Origin of the sequence: Yersinia similis (genome assembly GCF_001053095.1) — a bacterium.
Taxonomy (GTDB): Bacteria; Pseudomonadota; Gammaproteobacteria; order Enterobacterales; family Enterobacteriaceae; genus Yersinia; species Yersinia similis.
Map to the genome: position 1 here is coordinate 207,477 of NZ_CGBP01000003.1, position 17,318 is coordinate 224,794.

Consider the following 17,318-nt stretch of genomic DNA (forward strand, 5'->3'; position numbering starts at 1 on the left):
CTGGTACTTAATCCTGTGCATAAAAAGCAAAATAGCGCTGCTGAGCCAGATAATCATTTGGGAATTCAGCCAGATAATTTGTGATTTGCGCAATGGGAACATTCAGAGGCTGATTGCCTAAACGGTATTGGTCAATAAGTTGTGCCAATGCCTGACGCTGAGCTGGGCTGAGATAAGGGCGAAAATAGCCCTGTACGTGCATTAACACATTGGTGTGGTTGGCTACCGTGGGCAAGTGAGAAAGTAAATGTAGCAAGCGCCGACGATATTCAGCCGTAAATTCGCTCAAGGATGGCCAGTTGCTTATCGCCGCAATAAAAGGGCCAATTTCACGGTATTCAGGCTGAGAATGCGCCAGTAGGACCAACTTATAGCGACGATGAAAATCCATCAACCCGCCACGGGTCACTCCAGCACGACACAAAACATCAAGTTCCTCACACGCATAGCGATATTCTTTACTGTGAATTGCCCGATCGGTTCCTGGCATGACATCCTCCCGCTGCTGTTACTTTTGATCATCAGAATCGTTTTCATCATAACAGTAGTTGCCAAGAATCTGCGGTATTGGTTACTGGGTTTACTGATGGGGAAGTCATGCAGCATAAAAAACAGTTCCAGCCCCGAATCTCCTAAAAACCCACTGTAGATATTATCTGCCCCAGCCAAAGGATAGCGCTGTTTAAAGCGCATTAAAAAAGCCCGTGGGCATGATACTCACGGGCCAGCTATTGTTTGTAAATTTCTTACCAGTGTGAATTCAGCCGAGATATGACTCAGTAAAAGTCACGACCAGCCTTTTCTGATTGGGCCAGCCAAACCGGTTTATCGCTGGTTTTTATCCAGACACGGTGCAAGTGGCTGTAAAGGCGAGCGCGGTCACGGCGAAAAAGCATTACCGGCAGCACCAATAAACCAATCAAGACGACTGCGCTCCGACGCAGGAGAACCTGATGCAATGGGTATGCGTTGTACATGGACATAACGATCCTCCCGATAAAATACGTGAATATGGAAACTGGACAAAACTTTACCGTATTGGCTGAAATTTTACCACTCATCCGACCACTATTTTACCTGAAAAGTAGGAATAAACTGTCAATTCTGTAACTTTGTTACAGCAAAGTTGATTTTAACAAATCATTGTTATGCTTTGGTTGCGTATTATTTGTCAATTAGCAAACCAAATACATTCACCCGGTGAAAGTAAATTTCACAAACCAAGCTTGACATCAATACCTCAACTGATCAAATTACATTCACTTAATGAGCACTTTTTGACCGTTTTTATACTTTTTTTACACTCGACCCTATTTTTTTATCAAGAATTTTTCTTACGACTTCCTAAGCTGTTGTTATTAAAAATTATGGTTATTAACAATTATGGTTATTAACAATTATGGCTATCAAAAACGATAGCTATCGAAATACAGGGTTATTAAATAACCATGAATTTCAAAATAATACCTCAGGAGGTATATCGTGAGTTTCAGCATCGTTTGTGGTGCGTTGCTGGTCCTGCTGCTGTTGGGCTATTTGGTTTATGCCTTATTTAACGCGGAGGACTTTTAAATGGCAGCGTCAGGATTTTTGCTTATTGCCAGTTTCATGCTGGTACTGTTTGTATTGTCCCGTCCGTTGGGTGGGTTTTTAGCACGTTTGATTGAAGGTGAGCCCTTCTCTGCGCTACAAAAAGTCGAGGCCGGTTTATGGCGTTGCAGTGGGGTGAAAAATGCAGAGATGAACGGCTGGCAATATGCTCTCGCTATTCTCTGCTTTAACCTGCTGGGGATCGTCTTACTGTTTGTGCTGCTAACGACCCAAGGGTCATTACCGCTGAACCCCGAACATCTGCCGGGGATGTCATGGCATCTGGCACTCAATACCGCTGTCAGTTTTGTGACTAACACCAATTGGCAAGCATACAGCGGCGAGAACACTCTCAGTTATCTGAGCCAAATGGCGGGGCTAACCGTACAGAATTTCCTGTCGGCTGCCACCGGCATTGCCGTCGCCTTTGCACTGATCCGCGCCTTTGCACGTCATTCGGCTACCACACTGGGCAATGCTTGGGTCGATCTGGTCCGCATCACACTGTATGTCTTACTCCCTATCGCGTTGATCATCGCCCTGATTTTTGTCAGTCAGGGTGTATTGCAAAATCTGGATGGCTACCTGCATATCACCACATTGGAAGGCGTGCAACAGACCTTACCAATGGGACCCGTGGCGTCGCAGGAAGCGATAAAAGTGCTGGGAACCAATGGCGGCGGTTTCTTTGGTGCAAACTCAGCTCATCCGTTTGAAAACCCAACTGCGTTCAGCAATTTTGTCCAAATGCTGGCCATTTTCCTGATCCCTTGCGCACTCTGCTTTGCCTTCGGCCAGGTCGTCGGCGATAACCGTCAGGGACATGCGCTGATCTGGGCTATGTCACTGATTTTTATCGTTGCAGTGGTGGTTGTGATGTACGCCGAACTGGCGGGAAACCCGCATCTATCCCAGCTAGGTGCCGACAGCAATAGCAATATGGAAGGCAAGGAGTCGCGCTTCGGTATTCTCGCCACCAGCCTGTATGCCGTGGTAACCACCGCCGCCTCCTGTGGTGCGGTTAACGCGATGCATGACTCCTTCACCGCATTGGGTGGCATGCTCCCCCTGTGGTTGATGCAGATTGGTGAGGTGGTGTTTGGCGGCGTTGGTTCCGGTTTATACGGCATGCTGCTATTCGTGCTGCTGACTGTCTTTATTGCCGGTCTGATGATTGGCCGTACACCTGAATATCTGGGTAAGAAAATCGACGTATTTGATATGAAAATGACTACGCTGGCCATTCTGGTGACACCCACTATCGTGCTGTTAGGGACGGCATTAGCGCTCTGCACGGATGCCGGGCGGGCGGGGATCCTCAACCCCGGTGCACACGGTTTTAGTGAGGTGCTGTACGCCCTCTCCTCAGCGGCCAATAACAACGGTAGCGCTTTTGCTGGTCTGAGAGTCAACACCCCGTTTTATAACCTGCTACTGGCCGCCGCCATGTTTATCGGGCGCTTTGGCGTCATTCTGCCGGTGCTGGCAATTGCCAGTTCACTGGTGGCGAAGAAACGGCAACCTGCGGGTAATGGCACCCTGCCAACGGTTGGGCCGCTGTTTATTGGTTTACTGATCGGAACAGTCTTGTTAGTGGGCGCATTGACCTTTATCCCAGCACTGGCCCTGGGGCCGGTCGCTGAACACCTACAAATCTGGTTAGCACATTGATTATCCGGTTTATAGGTGAGCAAAAAAGGGATCATCAAAAGATGAATCGTCAATACCGACTGAATATCCATTTGTCGCAAAGAGAGAATAACGATGACTCACAAACAACGCGCGATTTTTGAGCCAGCACTGGTTCGCACAGCGCTTCTCGATGCCGTGAAAAAGTTGGATCCGCGCGTCCAATGGCGTAATCCGGTCATGTTCGTGGTGTATTTAGGTAGTTGGCTAACCACCCTAATTTGGCTGGCAATATTAAGTGGACAAACCACTGGCAGCGCCATGTTTACCGGCAGTATCGCTTTGTGGCTATGGTTTACCGTGCTGTTTGCCAACATGGCCGAAGCCTTGGCCGAGGGGCGTAGCAAAGCCCAGGCCGCCAGTCTACGCGGAGTGAAAAAAACCAGTTGGGCTAAAAAACTGTCCGAGGCCCGTGTTGATGCACCACAAGAAAAAGTCTCTGCCGACAGTTTGCGCAAAGGCGACCTGGTGTTGATCGAAGCCGGTGACACCGTGCCATGTGACGGCGAAGTGCTGGAAGGCGGTGCATCGGTCGATGAAAGTGCCATTACTGGCGAGTCTGCACCGGTTATCCGTGAATCCGGTGGCGATTTCTCGTCAGTCACCGGCGGTACAAGGGTATTGTCCGATTGGCTGGTGGTTGAGTGCAGCGTTAACCCTGGCGAGACCTTCCTTGATCGGATGATTGCCATGGTCGAGGGAGCAAAACGGCGCAAGACCCCCAACGAAGTGGCGCTGACCATTTTGTTGGTGGCACTGACTATCGTCTTTTTACTGGCAACAGCAACCCTGTATCCGTTCTCTGTTTTCAGCGTGGAGGCAAGCCAAGCCGGTAGCCCGGTAACCATCACCGTGCTAGTCGCGTTGTTGGTTTGCCTGATCCCAACCACGATCGGCGGGTTGTTGTCAGCCATCGGGGTAGCCGGGATGAGCCGAATGTTGGGGGCTAACGTGATCGCCACTAGCGGGCGGGCGGTGGAAGCTGCCGGTGATGTCGATGTGCTGCTGCTAGATAAAACCGGCACCATTACACTCGGTAACCGCCAGGCCTCCGAGTTTTTACCCGCTCCCGGTGTCACCGAGCAACAACTGGCGGATGCCGCTCAGCTTTCCTCGCTGGCAGATGAAACGCCAGAAGGACGCAGTATCGTCGTGCTGGCTAAACAACGTTTTAATTTACGTGAACGTGATCTGCACAGCCTGAATGCCACCTTTATTCCCTTCTCAGCACAAACGCGGATGAGCGGTGTCAATGTGCAGGATCGGATAATCCGCAAAGGTGCGGTAGACGCTATCCGCCGCCATGTGGGATCCAATCAGGGCCACTTCCCACCCGCAGTGGATGATTTGGTCGCCAGTGTCGCCCGTACCGGCGGTACCCCATTGGTGGTGGCCGAGGGATCACGCGTGCTGGGAGTAGTGGCGTTAAAAGATATCGTGAAAGGGGGCATTAAAGAACGGTTTGCCGAACTGCGCAAAATGGGCATTAAAACCGTGATGATCACCGGTGACAATCGCCTAACCGCAGCGGCAATTGCCGCTGAAGCTGGCGTAGATGATTTTCTGGCTGAAGCAACCCCCGAGGCCAAGCTGGCACTGATTCGCCAATATCAAGCCGAAGGGCGGCTGGTGGCGATGACGGGCGATGGCACCAACGATGCCCCCGCACTGGCACAGGCTGATGTCGCGGTAGCGATGAACTCCGGCACGCAGGCGGCCAAAGAGGCCGGCAACATGGTGGATCTGGATTCAAACCCAACCAAGTTGATCGAAGTGGTGCATATCGGTAAGCAAATGCTGATGACCCGTGGCTCCCTGACCACCTTCAGTATCGCCAACGACGTGGCAAAATATTTCGCCATCATTCCGGCCGCCTTTGCCGCAACGTATCCGCAACTCAATGCATTGAACATCATGCAGTTGCATTCACCGTCTTCCGCTATTTTGTCGGCGGTCATTTTTAATGCATTGGTCATCGTGTTTCTGATCCCGCTGGCCCTAAAAGGTGTCAGTTATAAAGCGATGAGCGTAGCCGCCCTATTACGCCGTAATCTGTGGATTTACGGTTTGGGTGGCTTACTGGTGCCGTTTGTCGGTATTAAATTGATCGATCTACTACTGACGGCCCTAAATATGGGCTAACAGCTCAACCACTGTAATCATTTGCGCAGAGCAGAATAGTAAGCGCAACAATCATCATGACAGCATTTATCACAACGACATTTATCACGACGACAATAAACCGTTTAACCATAGCCACTGCAACCTTATGCGGTGGCCGGCTTTAAGACACAAATTGAGGCAATATTCATGTCATCGACATCATCATCGACAACATCATCATCGACAACCGGCATGTCATACCTACGGCCAGCGCTGGTTTTACTGATCTTACTGACACTGATCACCGGGATAGCTTATCCTCTGCTCACCACCGGGTTAGCAAACTTGATGTTTTCACAGCAAGCCAATGGTTCACTGGCGCGACTGGGCGATAAAGTTGTTGGCTCCACTTTAATTGGTCAAAACTTTACCCAACCGGGTTATTTTACTGGCCGCCCATCAGAAACCACAGATATGCCTTATAATCCGATGGCTTCCGGTGGTAGCAATTTGGCGATCAGTAACCCGGCGCTGGGCCTGGCTATCGGTGAACGGGTTAAATTGCAGCGTCAGGCTAATCCCACCCAATCAAGTCCGGTACCAGTGGATTTAGTCACCGCCTCTGGCAGTGGTCTGGATCCGCATATTTCACTGGCAGCCGCTTATTATCAAGCACCGCGTATCGCCAGTATCCGTCAAATACCGCTGTCTGATGTCCAAAAATTGATTGATAACAGTGTGCAAAAAGCGATACCCAGCTTCTTTGGCGAGCCCGTCGTCAATGTTCTGAATTTAAATATGGCGCTGGATAGCCACAGCCACATAAAAGTACCCGCCAACCCGGCAAAACCGTAAGGAACAATCATGGTGGATGCAGAACCAACCCGTCCGAACCCCGATAGCCTGTTAGCGGTGGCGAATGAAAAACCTCATGGCCGGTTAAAAGTCTTTTTCGGGGCCTGCGCCGGTGTGGGTAAAACCTACGCCATGCTGCAAGAGGCGCAACGCCTGCGCGCTCAGGGGTTAGATGTACTGGTCGGGGTGGTGGAAACGCACGGGCGCAGTGAAACTGCCGCCTTACTTGAAGGACTAACCGCCCTTCCCCTGAAACGCATCCACCATCGTAACCGCCAGATACGTGAATTTGATTTAGATGCTGCGCTGGTCCGCCGTCCCGCGCTGATCCTAATGGACGAACTGGCGCACAGTAATGCCAATGGCTCCCGGCATCCCAAACGCTGGCAAGATGTCGAAGAGCTATTGGATGCAGGCATTGATGTGCTGACCACCGTTAATGTGCAGCATTTGGAAAGCCTGAATGACGTGGTTGGCGGTGTGACCGGTATTCGGGTGCGTGAAACCGTGCCCGACCATATGTTCGACGAAGCCAGCGAAGTAGTTTTAGTCGATTTACCCCCCGATGATCTGCGCCAGCGCCTCAATGAAGGAAAAGTGTATATCCCCGGTCAAGCTGAGCGCGCCATCGAACACTTTTTCCGTAAAGGGAATTTAATCGCCCTGCGTGAGTTGGCGCTACGCCGTACCGCCGATCGGGTTGATGACCAGATGCGCGCCTTCCGCGATACTCAAGGGCGTGAACGGGTTTGGCATACCCGCGATGCCATTTTGCTGTGTATCGGCCACCACGCGGGTAATGAAAAGTTAGTTCGCACCGCTGCCCGGTTGGCCGCCAGATTAGGCTGTATCTGGCATGCGGTCTATGTTGAAACGCCCCGGTTGCACGGCCTGCCAGAGGCTAAACGGCGCGCTATCCTGCGCACCCTTAAACTGGCGCAAGAGCTAGGCGCGGAAACCGCCACCTTATCGGACCCTAAAGAAGAACAGGCGGTGTTGCGCTACGCCCGCGAGCACAATCTGGGGAAAATCATTATTGGCCGTCGCACCGAGCAACATTGGAAACTGCGAGGCAGCTTTGCCGATCGCTTAGGTAAACTGGGGCCGGACCTGGATTTAGTGATTATTGCACTAGACGCAGATCCACCAACCAATGTAGCTAAAGAACCAGACTCTCGCCCCTTCACTGAAAAGTGGCGTATGCAGTTGCGGGGATATGTCGCCGCTATCGCCCTGTGCGCGCTGATCACTGTACTATCGCTGTGGTTGATACCCAGTTTCGATCAAGCCAATCTGGTGATGGTTTACTTGTTGGGAGTGGTGATTGTTGCCCTGTTTTATGGCCGCTGGCCTTCAGTGCTGGCGGCGGTGATTAATGTCGCCAGTTTCGATCTGTTTTTTGTCCAACCGCACTGGTCATTAGCCGTTACCGATGTGCAATATTTGCTGACTTTCGGTGTGATGCTGATTGTCGGTATCGTGGTGGGGAATCTGACTGCTGGGGTGCGTTATCAGGCTAAAATTGCCCGTTATCGGGAACAGCGGGCCAGACATCTGTATGAAATGTCTCGCGGTTTAAGCCGCGCCCTGACACCGGAGGATATTGCCAAAACCAGCCGCCATTTCCTTTCGAGCAGTTTTCAGGCCAAAACCAGCCTGCTGCTGCCACAAGAAGATGGTCATTTACAGCCAATAATGCCCGATGAAGGAGGCATTCTGTCCGTTGATGACGCCATTGCCCGTTGGAGTTTTGATAAGGGTGCCTCTGCGGGGGCCGGCACCGATACCCTGCCGGGCGTGCCCTACCAACTGCTGCCATTGACTGCCGCTCAACAGACCTATGGCGTGCTGGCGATTGAGCCCGCTAACTTACGCCAACTGATGGTGCCGGAGCAGCAACGGCTGTTGCAAACGTTTACCAGCCTGATTGCCAATGCATTGGAAAGGCTACATCTGGCCCGCAGTGCTGAACTGGCAAAACTGGATGCTGAACGGGAGCAATTGCGTAATTCGCTGCTGGCGGCATTATCCCATGATTTGCGTACCCCTCTCACCGTGTTATTCGGTCAGGCGGAAATCCTGACGCTGGATCTGGCCGCTGAAGGTTCGCGCCATGCCCCACAGGCTAACCAAATCCGCCAGCAGGTCTTGAGTACCACCCGGCTGGTGAACAATTTACTGGATATGGCGCGTATTCAGTCTGGCGGTTTTAATCTACGTAAAGAGTGGCAATCGCTGGAAGAGATTATTGGCAGCGCTCTACATATGCTGGAAACCACATTAAGTCAGCATCAAATACACGTCGAATTGCCGGATCAAATGGTGTTAATCAATTGCGATGCGAGTTTGCTGGAGCGGGTCTTTATCAACCTCCTGGAAAATGCCCATAAATATGCGGGTCACGCCGCATTGTTGGGTATCCGGGCAGAAGTGCAAGGCGAGTGGTTAAATGTGGACGTGTGGGATAATGGCCCCGGAGTCACCATCGGTCAGGAGGATCTTATTTTTGATAAGTTTTCCCGCGGGAATAAAGAATCTGCCATTCCGGGTGTTGGTTTGGGTTTAGCCATTTGTCGTGCCATTATTGATGTCCACGGCGGGCGTATCTGGGTTGAGAAGCGTCAAGAGGGCGGAGCCAGCTTCCGTTTTGTTTTGCCACTGGAAAAAGCACCGGAAATTGATGCCGACAATATTGATACTGAAAATAATGATATATCCTGAGGTTGATAACAAAATGGCAGCGGCAGAGAGAATAACGAAGGCAGCCAACGCATCAGCCGCTTGAAACATGACGAACATTACTCTAAATAATTCAAGTTGCGGGAAGGCGGCAACGGAGAGAATCCCCGGGAGCTTACATCAGTAAGTGACCGGGGTGAGCGAAGGCAGCCAACGCATCAGCAGCTTGGAGCATGACAAACATTACTCTAAATAATTCGAGTTGCGGGAAGGCGGCAACGGAGAGAATCCCCGGGAGCTTACATCAGTAAGTGACCGGGGTGAGCGAAGGCAGCCAACGCATCAGCCGCTTGAAGTATGACGAGTAAGTATGACGAGCAAAAGGAGAACAGATTATATCCCCGACAAACATCCTCATTGTAGAAGACGAAAAAGAGATCCGGCGCTTTGTGCGTATTGCGCTGGAGAGTGAGGGCTGGCGAGTATTTGAAAGTGAGACGTTACAACGGGGTCTCATTGAAGCCGGTACCCGTAAGCCTGATTTGATCATTCTGGATTTGGGGCTGCCGGATGGCGATGGCCTGAACTATATTCAAGATCTGCGCCAGTGGAGCGCTATCCCAATCATTGTGCTATCCGCCCGTAACAATGAAGAGGACAAAGTTGCCGCACTGGATGCCGGAGCTGATGACTATTTGAGTAAACCTTTTGGTATCAGCGAATTACTCGCTCGGGTACGCGTGGCCTTACGTCGCCACAGCGGAGCCAGTCAGGAAAGCCCGTTAGTGAATTTTGCCGATATCAGCGTCGATTTGATCAACCGCCAGGTCACCCGTGCGGATGAAAATCTTCACCTGACACCCATTGAATTTCGTCTGCTTGCGGCACTGCTGGCCAATGCCGGTAAGGTCATTACTCAGCGCCAGCTATTGAATCAGGTTTGGGGGCCGAATTATGTCGAACACAGCCATTACCTACGCATTTACATGGGGCATTTACGCCAGAAATTAGAAGCCGACCCCACCCGTCCTAAACACCTGTTAACGGAAACCGGTGTTGGCTATCGTTTTATTCCCTAAGTTTTTTTCAACGCCAGATTGCTGATTAAGGCTAGGAAAATGAAACTCAGCGGCGTAGCATCCTATTTTTGAATGCTAATAGGTCTTATTTGTTATGAGCACTTGGTTAATTTACGCCCTGCTATCTGCCTTGAGTGCCTCGCTGGTGGCAATCTTCGGTAAGATCGGTCTGCAGCATTTAGATGCCAATACCGCCACCGCCGTACGTGCGGTGGTAATGGCGCTATTTTTAGTCGGCGTGGTCGTGGTTCAGGGGAAATTTAATCTGGTTGGTACCGTGCTGGCCGATAAAAAAGCACTGCTGTTTATCGTACTGAGTGGCGTTACAGGTGCTTTATCCTGGCTGTTCTACTTTATGGCCATTAAAAATGGCACGGTTTCGCAAGTGGCTCCCATTGATAAACTCAGTGTGGTGTTTGCCGTGCTCTTGGCGTTTATTCTGTTTGGCGAAAAAATCTCATTAGTTGCCGGGCTAGGCGTAGCACTGATTACTGCCGGCGCATTGATGGTGGCTCTGGGGTAATACCCTCCCCAAAAAACATAATTAATTAAAACCCCGCCCCATTGATATTATTGAATTAATCTTAGATGACCGCCTAAACGGTCATTTTGAGTGAATTTATGTCCTTTAAATTACAGACACATCATCAACTAAACCAACTTCCCATTCAGTACTATCAACAAACTTTATTAATGCCAGACAATGAGTAAAATCACCGCGGTCTATAGCGTCGTATAAGACAGGTTCAGTCACTGCGGCTATAAGACAATCAGTCATATCAACCAATGACGCAGACAACGTCTTTAACTCTTGCCAACTGAGTGGAAATCCATATTCTTCTAATAAAACAAGATGTTCAAAATCAGGCATAGATAAATCATTTGGTGCTTCACCTATTCCAGTGAATTCATATACACACCATACCCAGTCATTCTCAGGTACCATTTTTAATAAATCATCTAGCTTCGTTTTTTCACTATCCTCTGAAAAAACCCTACCTTTAATTACGTTCATTTTGGCATCTCCAATTCAACAGCCGGTCCATGCTGTAAAGTTCCCCCAGAAGGATTTGGGGTGTAACTGTGCTGGTGTGGGTTTGGATGCCCATCGGGACGACCATGATCGGTAAAATCAATATCCCTTTTAGGTACAAGAATTCCATTTCCATCGTATCCCCACTCCCTCGCTTGTGTGTAAGAGCCTTTACGTCCTGATTTAGTTCCTATTTGTGTATGAGGAAGGTCTACATCAGGAATAGCATTACCGAATTTATCACGAGGCAATGCTCTCTCAGGTCTATAGCTACCAAATTTATTTTTAGATATTTCTTTTAATTTTTCTATTTGTTTTAATGCGCTAGCATTACCACACCACCGGCGGCGAGAAGACGACCCGCGGCCTTACTATTGATGGGAAGAGATGCCTTTGGCGTTAATGAGTCAGGTGCTGAAGTCGTTCAGAAGAAATTAAATCGCCCTATTTTCCGGTATTTCTCTCACTAAATTTACCAAGTGAAAAACTCAACATTATTCATTAAAACTATGCACTATTGCCGTTATTAAATAAATTCCCACTTATAGATAACCGCCTGAGCGGTCATTTTTAATTGCGCCAAATCATGCAAGATAGTTTATATTTTTAGCATTAAGCCTCTTCAGATAATTCCTTGATGATATTTTTCTTGGATTGCTCAACAAGAGATAAAAATTCTTGTAGTTCAAAATCCCATATTCCACCATTAGGACAAGAGAAAATTTCTATGCGAGGGCCAATGCCTGGTTCATTTGATATCTCAGCAACTTGATCAGTCCCACAGTAGATTTCATAAACAACATTCTCTCTATCCTGCACACTTGCTATTTGAGCCGTTAATTTTGTATTTATCATCTTGGAGGCTCCAAAAAACCGATAAGTTTATCACTAGCATCATCACGTAATCCGCGACCAAGCCGCATTAGCACTGATGATACGTTCGTACTCTTCGGGTGCCAGATTATCTTTTGAGAGCCAGTACAGGTCGTTTCCAGGCAGACTTAAACTCATTCCAAATCCTTATGGCGTTAACGTTCAAAATACAACCATACATTAAATATGGAATTGGCATCCAATAAAATAACCCTAGACAGGAGTGCAGTGGCGATATTGAGTCAAAGATAACGGATTAAGAAAAATATATAAAAAATCCGGCAACAGAGCCTGTGCCGGATTTATCGAGTACCAAGATTACACCTTTGGCTTTTAAAGACAGGAATATCCCCGCTTATTTCGCCTCAGCCAGCACTTCGCTGACAATCTCTACGGCTTCTTGTTCTATCTTTTCGCGGTGCTCCGCGCCAAGGAAACTTTCACAGTAAATTTTGTACGCTTCTTCAGTGCCTGATGGGCGGGCGGCAAACCAGCCGTTATCGGTCATCACTTTCAAGCCACCAATTGATGCACCATTCCCTGGGGCATTGGTTAAACGGGCAGTGATCGGATCACCAGCCAGTGTATTGGCTTTCACCATTTCAGGCGACAATCTGGACAAAGCATTTTTCTGCGCCTGCGTTGCCGGAGCCTGAATACGGTTATAACTTGGCGCACCAAAGCGTTGTGCTAAATCATCATAGTGACGTTGTGGATCCTTACCGGTCACCGCCGTAATTTCTGCCGCCAACAGACACATGATAATGCCGTCTTTATCGGTCGACCACGGCGTGCCATTAAAGCGCAGGAAAGAAGCCCCGGCACTCTCTTCACCACCAAAACCAAAACTGCCGTCGTGTAAACCATCAACAAACCACTTAAAGCCAACGGGGACTTCCACCAGCTTGCGGCCCAAATCAGCCACAACCCGATCAATCATCGCACTGGAAACCAATGTTTTACCGACTGCCACCCCCGCCCCCCATTGTGGACGATGCTGGAACAGATAATTAATAGATACCGCGAGATAATGATTCGGATTCATCAACCCGGCTGGGATCACAATGCCATGACGGTCGTAATCTGGATCATTAGCAAAAGCTAAATCAAATTTATCGCGCAGTGCCAACAAACCAGCCATCGCCGACTCTGAAGAGCAATCCATACGGATCACACCATCGTGGTCAAGATGCATAAAACGGAATGTCTGATCGATGGCATTATTGACCAACGTCAAATCCAGCTTGTAATGCTCAGCAATGCGCTGCCAATAGGCGATACCGGAGCCGCCAAGCGGATCCACACCGAGCTTCAGCCCTGCTTGTTGAATGGCGGGAATATCAACGACATCCACCAAACCTTCAACATAAGGTTGGAGCAAATCCTGCTCACGCAGATGATTGCCCTGCCAGGCTTTATCCAATGTTTGACGCTTAACGCCCTTTAAATTCTGGCTGAGTAACTGATTAGCCCGCTTTTCAATCACGGAGGTCAGATTAGTATCTGCTGGGCCACCATTCGGCGGGTTGTACTTAATGCCACCGTCTTCCGGTGGGTTGTGGGATGGCGTAATGACGATACCATCCGCCAGCGCTTTACTCTGGGCGTTATGACAAAGAATGACATGGGAAATGGCCGGTGTTGGCGTAAAACCATTATCTTGCTGTACGACAACATCGACACCATTCGCCGTCAACACTTCCAGCACCGAAATAAAGGCTGGCTCGGATAGCGCATGGGTATCTTTACCCACATAGCATGGGCCGCTGATACCGTGTTGATGACGAACTTCAGCTATCGCCTGCGCGATAGCAAGAATATGAGCTTCATTAAAACTGTGGCGCACTGAACTACCACGGTGGCCGGAAGTACCAAATTTAACTGCATGAGCGGGGTCTTCAGCGTCTGGCCGCAACACATAATATTGCGATGTCAGCTGAGCTACGTTAATTAAATCGCTTTGCTGAGCAGGTTGCCCAGCCCGAGGGTGATTCGCCACAGTCACTACTCCTATACACTTCCTCAGTAAGGGGGTTACCGTTGACTGAGAAAGAGGATGGTTTCAATGAAATCAGATAGTTCCGCACACTTTGTCAGTCAACTCCGGCGGGAACTGCATTGCCAGCATGATGTGCTGTACCATACTGCGCTTACGCTCAGTATTAGTATTGGTGATAACCCAGAATGGCGTACCTGGCACATGCTTGGGTTTGGTATGCGTCCCGTGTTGCAGCAATGTCTGTTGATCACCGGCAAAGTAGACTCGGGTACGACCATGTAAAGATTCAGTTGCCTCAGTAAAAGCCTGCGCATCTAAGGTATATAAGGTCGATAACACCAACATAAAGCGGTTAACCGCCCTACTCTGTTCTGCATACTCATCGGACAGCAGTAACTCACGTACTGCACGAACCCGATCCCGTGGGGCTGGCTGGGCAGTCACTTTCACAGCGGCACCGCTGACAGGAAGTTCCGCCACCGGTTGACCAGCAGTAAACTTCAGCATACGCCGTAAGATATCAGACGCGCTCTCGCCAATGTGCTGCGTATGACTGGCGATATAGCGATAAAGTTCTTCGTCGAGTTCAATAGTTTTCATCTTTATCCAAAACAATAATGCAGTTGATTTTTATAGTGTTTTTATAACAATCAAAGAAAAGTTTAATTTTGACCTACATTTTTTCAACCATCTGGTTTTACGGTATTTCATTACTTTCGGTTAGATTAACAGACTCTAGAGGGTCATCCAACTTTCCCCGCCATGACTTTGTATCGTCACCACAATGATGCCCGGCTACCCCAGGCCTCAATGTCGTCTCAATGACCACATTGGGCTTCTCTATGAGCGGGCCGATATCGCTGAGTGGCAGACAAATAAACGCGAGGAGGAACGAGAGCATCACAATTATGCAAATTGACACTAACACATTGATTGGTAATCACTATTATTTAGATAAAGGAAGATGTACCACAGTTATTTAAGCGGGATCTATTTTTTCAAGAAAAACGCTGAAGGTGATTACTTTTTGTCTTTCGATCAATAATACTCAACGACTCAATATTATAACTAAATGAGAATGAAGGGATAAAACGTGGTGAAACAGTTTACATCAGGACTCATAATTTCAACATTTTTCCTGGCAGTGCCAGGCTATGCAGCCAGTTTTGACTGCAACAAAGCAAAAGGCTATGTAGAGACATCAATCTGTACTAACCCTGTTCTTTCTAAACTGGATGATACACTTCTCAGCGTTTATGCTAAGGCGCAGGCTGCAGCACCTGACCAAGAAATCAATATTCGCAATGAACAGCGTGAATGGCTAAAGAACTCACGTAATACTCTCACGAGTGAAGATGCCTTGATTTTGTCGTACGAGTCCCGGATTGCGCAGCTTTCGAAAGCGAATGTTTCGATTCCAGCATCGGCTGCATCTGAAGCCCCGGTATCGACGCCAGACTGAATCCTATCAATCTGTCGATTTCTCTCGATGAGTAATGCCCCCTAAAAATGGGGGCATTATCTGTGATGCTATATGAAAACCCCACCCAATGAGTTCCTATGCTATCAGCCAGCGACATTAGGTTTTTACTTTTTCTCATCTCGACCGGCATTTTGGTCATTCTGCTTTTTATTTATGCCGTAGTTAAAATCGAAACAGATAAAGGCAAGCTCGCAATCTTATTATCTTTCCTATTTGTCATTTTCTATATAGTCACTGCCCATGCACCTGAGTAAACAAAATTAACAATCTAAAAACGACCCCAGCCTATAACCATGTTGCGTAATAGCTTGCTTTAATGTCGGAGAGGTCAAAATCTCCAACTCGGTCAATCGCGGATAACAATAACCACTGGTCATCAATGTCTTATCGATAAAGGCTGGATGACACATAATTTCCAGCGAATTAACGCCTTGTTGATTAGCCTGTTCCAGTAACTGCAAGAATGACTGCTCCGACAAGTCCTCACCATAGAAGCCAGCATTAAACCCCTCGCTACTACGTGGGTTATCGAGAGCTATATCATGTTGCTGCACTTCATGGCGATCAATACGCAGTGGAAGTGATTTCTCGCGGGCGAAGGCGGCGACTAAGGGATAAATCTGCGGCAACATATGCACATGGTGATGGCTGTCAATGTGGGTCGGAGGGCGGCCAAAAACAGCACTAAACCGCTCGAACTGACATTCCAGCTCTTGCGCTATCTCATTTAAATCCAATGTCCCTGCTTCAGCACGTTGCCATAGCCATTTACCCAGTTCACCATTGGCGTCGGTTAAAGAAGGCATTACAGTCAATGGACGTCCGTAGGTCAATACAAAATGCATCCCCACCGGCAGTGCCGGATAATGCGCACTGAGTTCCGCCGCATGGCTAATGTCCACGCTGTTCATCATCGCGGTCGTCGAAGAGACCACGCCATGGCAGAAGGCTTCAATGATCCCGTAGCTTTGGCCTTTACACAGACCAAAGTCATCAGCATTAACAATAAGTAATTTTTCCATTAAGGGCTCCTTGTCAACCCTATCCCAATATAGGAATAACCGGTTGGAAAACTAATGGGATAAACTCTCTCTGGCGCTGTAGAATTTCTTGCGGTAGTTCCCAGGCGTAAAAGAGGTTAATTTTTTGAAGTTTTTGATGAATAACGTGGTGTCGCTGTAACCCGCTTCAAACGCAATATCCGAAACTAAATAGTTCGTCACTTCAAGTTGGGTTTTGGCAAAATTGACTCTAATTTCATTGATAATCTGCATGGGCGTTTTCTGATAATAGCGCCGTGTCGCCCTGGTAAGATATTCTTGGGTTTTGCCAGAAAGCTCGACCATATTCACCAACGCTTTCTCACCAAACATCGCGTTATCATGCATTTTGTCGATAGTACTCTTCAGCCACGAGGGAATATCGTCGTTAACTTCACTCTCTTTGTAATGACTGATGCGGTTAGTCACATAAAATGTCAGTAGCTCTAAAAGTTCTGTTTGCTCGTTTTCTCTGTAGTGTGGAGCAGAGATCGCGGATTCGATATAGGAAAGGAAATCGCCTCTTAAGCGATACGCCTGTGAGGCCACAATAGGCCGGGACAGTAAATGGAAATAATGCTCTTCAAAGAAAGCTTTACTGATCCCAACATTCAGGATCCGGGTGGCACCAAACTCATAGAAACTTTGATGATGGGAACCAAGAGGAATAAAGATAAAATCCCCACGTTCCAGAAAAACACGCTTTCCGTTAATTTCCTGGTAGCACATCCCGGTTAATATCAGCGTATATTCATAATAATCATGCTGATGTAAACCGGTCGCACTCTCCGTTTTGTTATAAATAAACAGATGGAATTCTTTACCGTTAAAAAAGTCTCTTTCACGTACTAACCTGACTTCCATCTTATTCACCATCACTCTACCGTTGAGAATT

17 protein-coding genes are annotated in these 17,318 nt (G+C 48.4%); 9 read left to right on the forward strand and 8 right to left on the reverse strand.

Going from position 1 to position 17,318, the window contains the following annotated elements; all coding sequences use genetic code 11:
- Positions 1–7 precede the first annotated feature (7 nt).
- Positions 8–490: a YbgA family protein gene (locus AC971_RS04050; protein WP_025380917.1), complete on the reverse strand. Its 483-nt coding sequence runs from the start codon at positions 488–490 to the stop codon at positions 8–10.
- A 286-nt stretch (positions 491–776) separates the two neighbouring features.
- Positions 777–983 carry a YbfA family protein gene (locus AC971_RS04060; protein ID WP_025380918.1) on the reverse strand — a complete coding sequence of 69 codons (207 nt, stop codon included), beginning with the start codon at positions 981–983 and terminating at the stop codon, positions 777–779.
- Positions 984–1,148: 165 nt separating this feature from the next.
- Here AC971_RS04060 and AC971_RS24625 point away from each other — a divergent pair, with 165 nt between their 5' ends.
- The 8 genes from AC971_RS24625 (at position 1,149) to AC971_RS04095 (ending at position 10,518) form a co-directional block, all read left to right on the forward strand.
- Positions 1,149–1,394 (forward strand): hypothetical protein, encoded by a 246-nt coding sequence (locus tag AC971_RS24625; RefSeq protein ID WP_038401973.1) that lies wholly within the window; start codon positions 1,149–1,151, stop codon positions 1,392–1,394.
- Positions 1,395–1,482: 88 nt separating this feature from the next.
- Positions 1,483–1,572, forward strand: coding sequence for a K(+)-transporting ATPase subunit F (locus tag AC971_RS04065; protein WP_033850939.1), 90 nt, complete (start codon positions 1,483–1,485; stop codon positions 1,570–1,572).
- Positions 1,573–3,261: a potassium-transporting ATPase subunit KdpA gene (gene kdpA / locus AC971_RS04070; RefSeq protein ID WP_025380919.1), complete on the forward strand. Its 1,689-nt coding sequence runs from the start codon at positions 1,573–1,575 to the stop codon at positions 3,259–3,261.
- Positions 3,262–3,354: 93 nt separating this feature from the next.
- Positions 3,355–5,421, forward strand: coding sequence for a potassium-transporting ATPase subunit KdpB (kdpB, locus tag AC971_RS04075; protein WP_025380920.1), 2,067 nt, complete (start codon positions 3,355–3,357; stop codon positions 5,419–5,421).
- 213 nt (positions 5,422–5,634) lie between these two features.
- Positions 5,635–6,237: a potassium-transporting ATPase subunit KdpC gene (gene kdpC, locus AC971_RS04080; protein ID WP_025380921.1), complete on the forward strand. Its 603-nt coding sequence runs from the start codon at positions 5,635–5,637 to the stop codon at positions 6,235–6,237.
- A 9-nt stretch (positions 6,238–6,246) separates the two neighbouring features.
- Positions 6,247–8,958 carry a two-component system sensor histidine kinase KdpD gene (kdpD, locus tag AC971_RS04085; protein ID WP_025380922.1) on the forward strand — a complete coding sequence of 904 codons (2,712 nt, stop codon included), beginning with the start codon at positions 6,247–6,249 and terminating at the stop codon, positions 8,956–8,958.
- A gap of 353 nt (positions 8,959–9,311) precedes the next feature.
- The gene (gene kdpE / locus AC971_RS04090; protein WP_025380923.1) at positions 9,312–9,995 is read left to right on the forward strand and encodes a two-component system response regulator KdpE; all 684 of its coding nucleotides are present in this window, start codon (positions 9,312–9,314) and stop codon (positions 9,993–9,995) included.
- A gap of 94 nt (positions 9,996–10,089) precedes the next feature.
- Positions 10,090–10,518, forward strand: a complete 429-nt coding sequence (locus AC971_RS04095) for an EamA family transporter (RefSeq protein ID WP_025380924.1) — start codon at positions 10,090–10,092, stop codon at positions 10,516–10,518.
- Positions 10,519–10,623: 105 nt separating this feature from the next.
- Here AC971_RS04095 and AC971_RS04100 read toward each other — a convergent pair whose 3' ends face one another.
- The 4 genes from AC971_RS04100 to seqA all read right to left on the reverse strand — a co-directional run bounded on the left by AC971_RS04100 (position 10,624) and on the right by seqA (position 14,500).
- Positions 10,624–11,010, reverse strand: coding sequence for a hypothetical protein (locus tag AC971_RS04100; protein ID WP_025380925.1), 387 nt, complete (start codon positions 11,008–11,010; stop codon positions 10,624–10,626).
- Positions 11,011–11,640: 630 nt separating this feature from the next.
- Positions 11,641–11,883: a hypothetical protein gene (locus AC971_RS04105; RefSeq protein WP_002209646.1), complete on the reverse strand. Its 243-nt coding sequence runs from the start codon at positions 11,881–11,883 to the stop codon at positions 11,641–11,643.
- Between the two features lie 373 nt (positions 11,884–12,256).
- Positions 12,257–13,900 carry a phosphoglucomutase (alpha-D-glucose-1,6-bisphosphate-dependent) gene (gene pgm, locus AC971_RS04110; protein WP_025380926.1) on the reverse strand — a complete coding sequence of 548 codons (1,644 nt, stop codon included), beginning with the start codon at positions 13,898–13,900 and terminating at the stop codon, positions 12,257–12,259.
- A gap of 72 nt (positions 13,901–13,972) precedes the next feature.
- Positions 13,973–14,500, reverse strand: a complete 528-nt coding sequence (gene seqA, locus AC971_RS04115) for a replication initiation negative regulator SeqA (RefSeq protein ID WP_025380927.1) — start codon at positions 14,498–14,500, stop codon at positions 13,973–13,975.
- Positions 14,501–14,993: 493 nt separating this feature from the next.
- On the opposite strand from seqA, the gene AC971_RS04120 reads away from it, so the two are divergent.
- Positions 14,994–15,362, forward strand: a complete 369-nt coding sequence (locus AC971_RS04120) for a lysozyme inhibitor LprI family protein (RefSeq protein WP_025380928.1) — start codon at positions 14,994–14,996, stop codon at positions 15,360–15,362.
- A 281-nt stretch (positions 15,363–15,643) separates the two neighbouring features.
- Here the strand turns inward: AC971_RS04120 and chbG are convergent, their stop codons facing one another.
- Together chbG and chbR are read right to left on the reverse strand one after the other, a co-directional pair.
- Positions 15,644–16,405 (reverse strand): chitin disaccharide deacetylase, encoded by a 762-nt coding sequence (gene chbG / locus AC971_RS04130; RefSeq protein WP_025380930.1) that lies wholly within the window; start codon positions 16,403–16,405, stop codon positions 15,644–15,646.
- 51 nt (positions 16,406–16,456) lie between these two features.
- Positions 16,457–17,299, reverse strand: a complete 843-nt coding sequence (gene chbR / locus AC971_RS04135; protein ID WP_072081377.1) for a transcriptional regulator ChbR — start codon at positions 17,297–17,299, stop codon at positions 16,457–16,459.
- Positions 17,300–17,318: the final 19 nt, after the last annotated feature.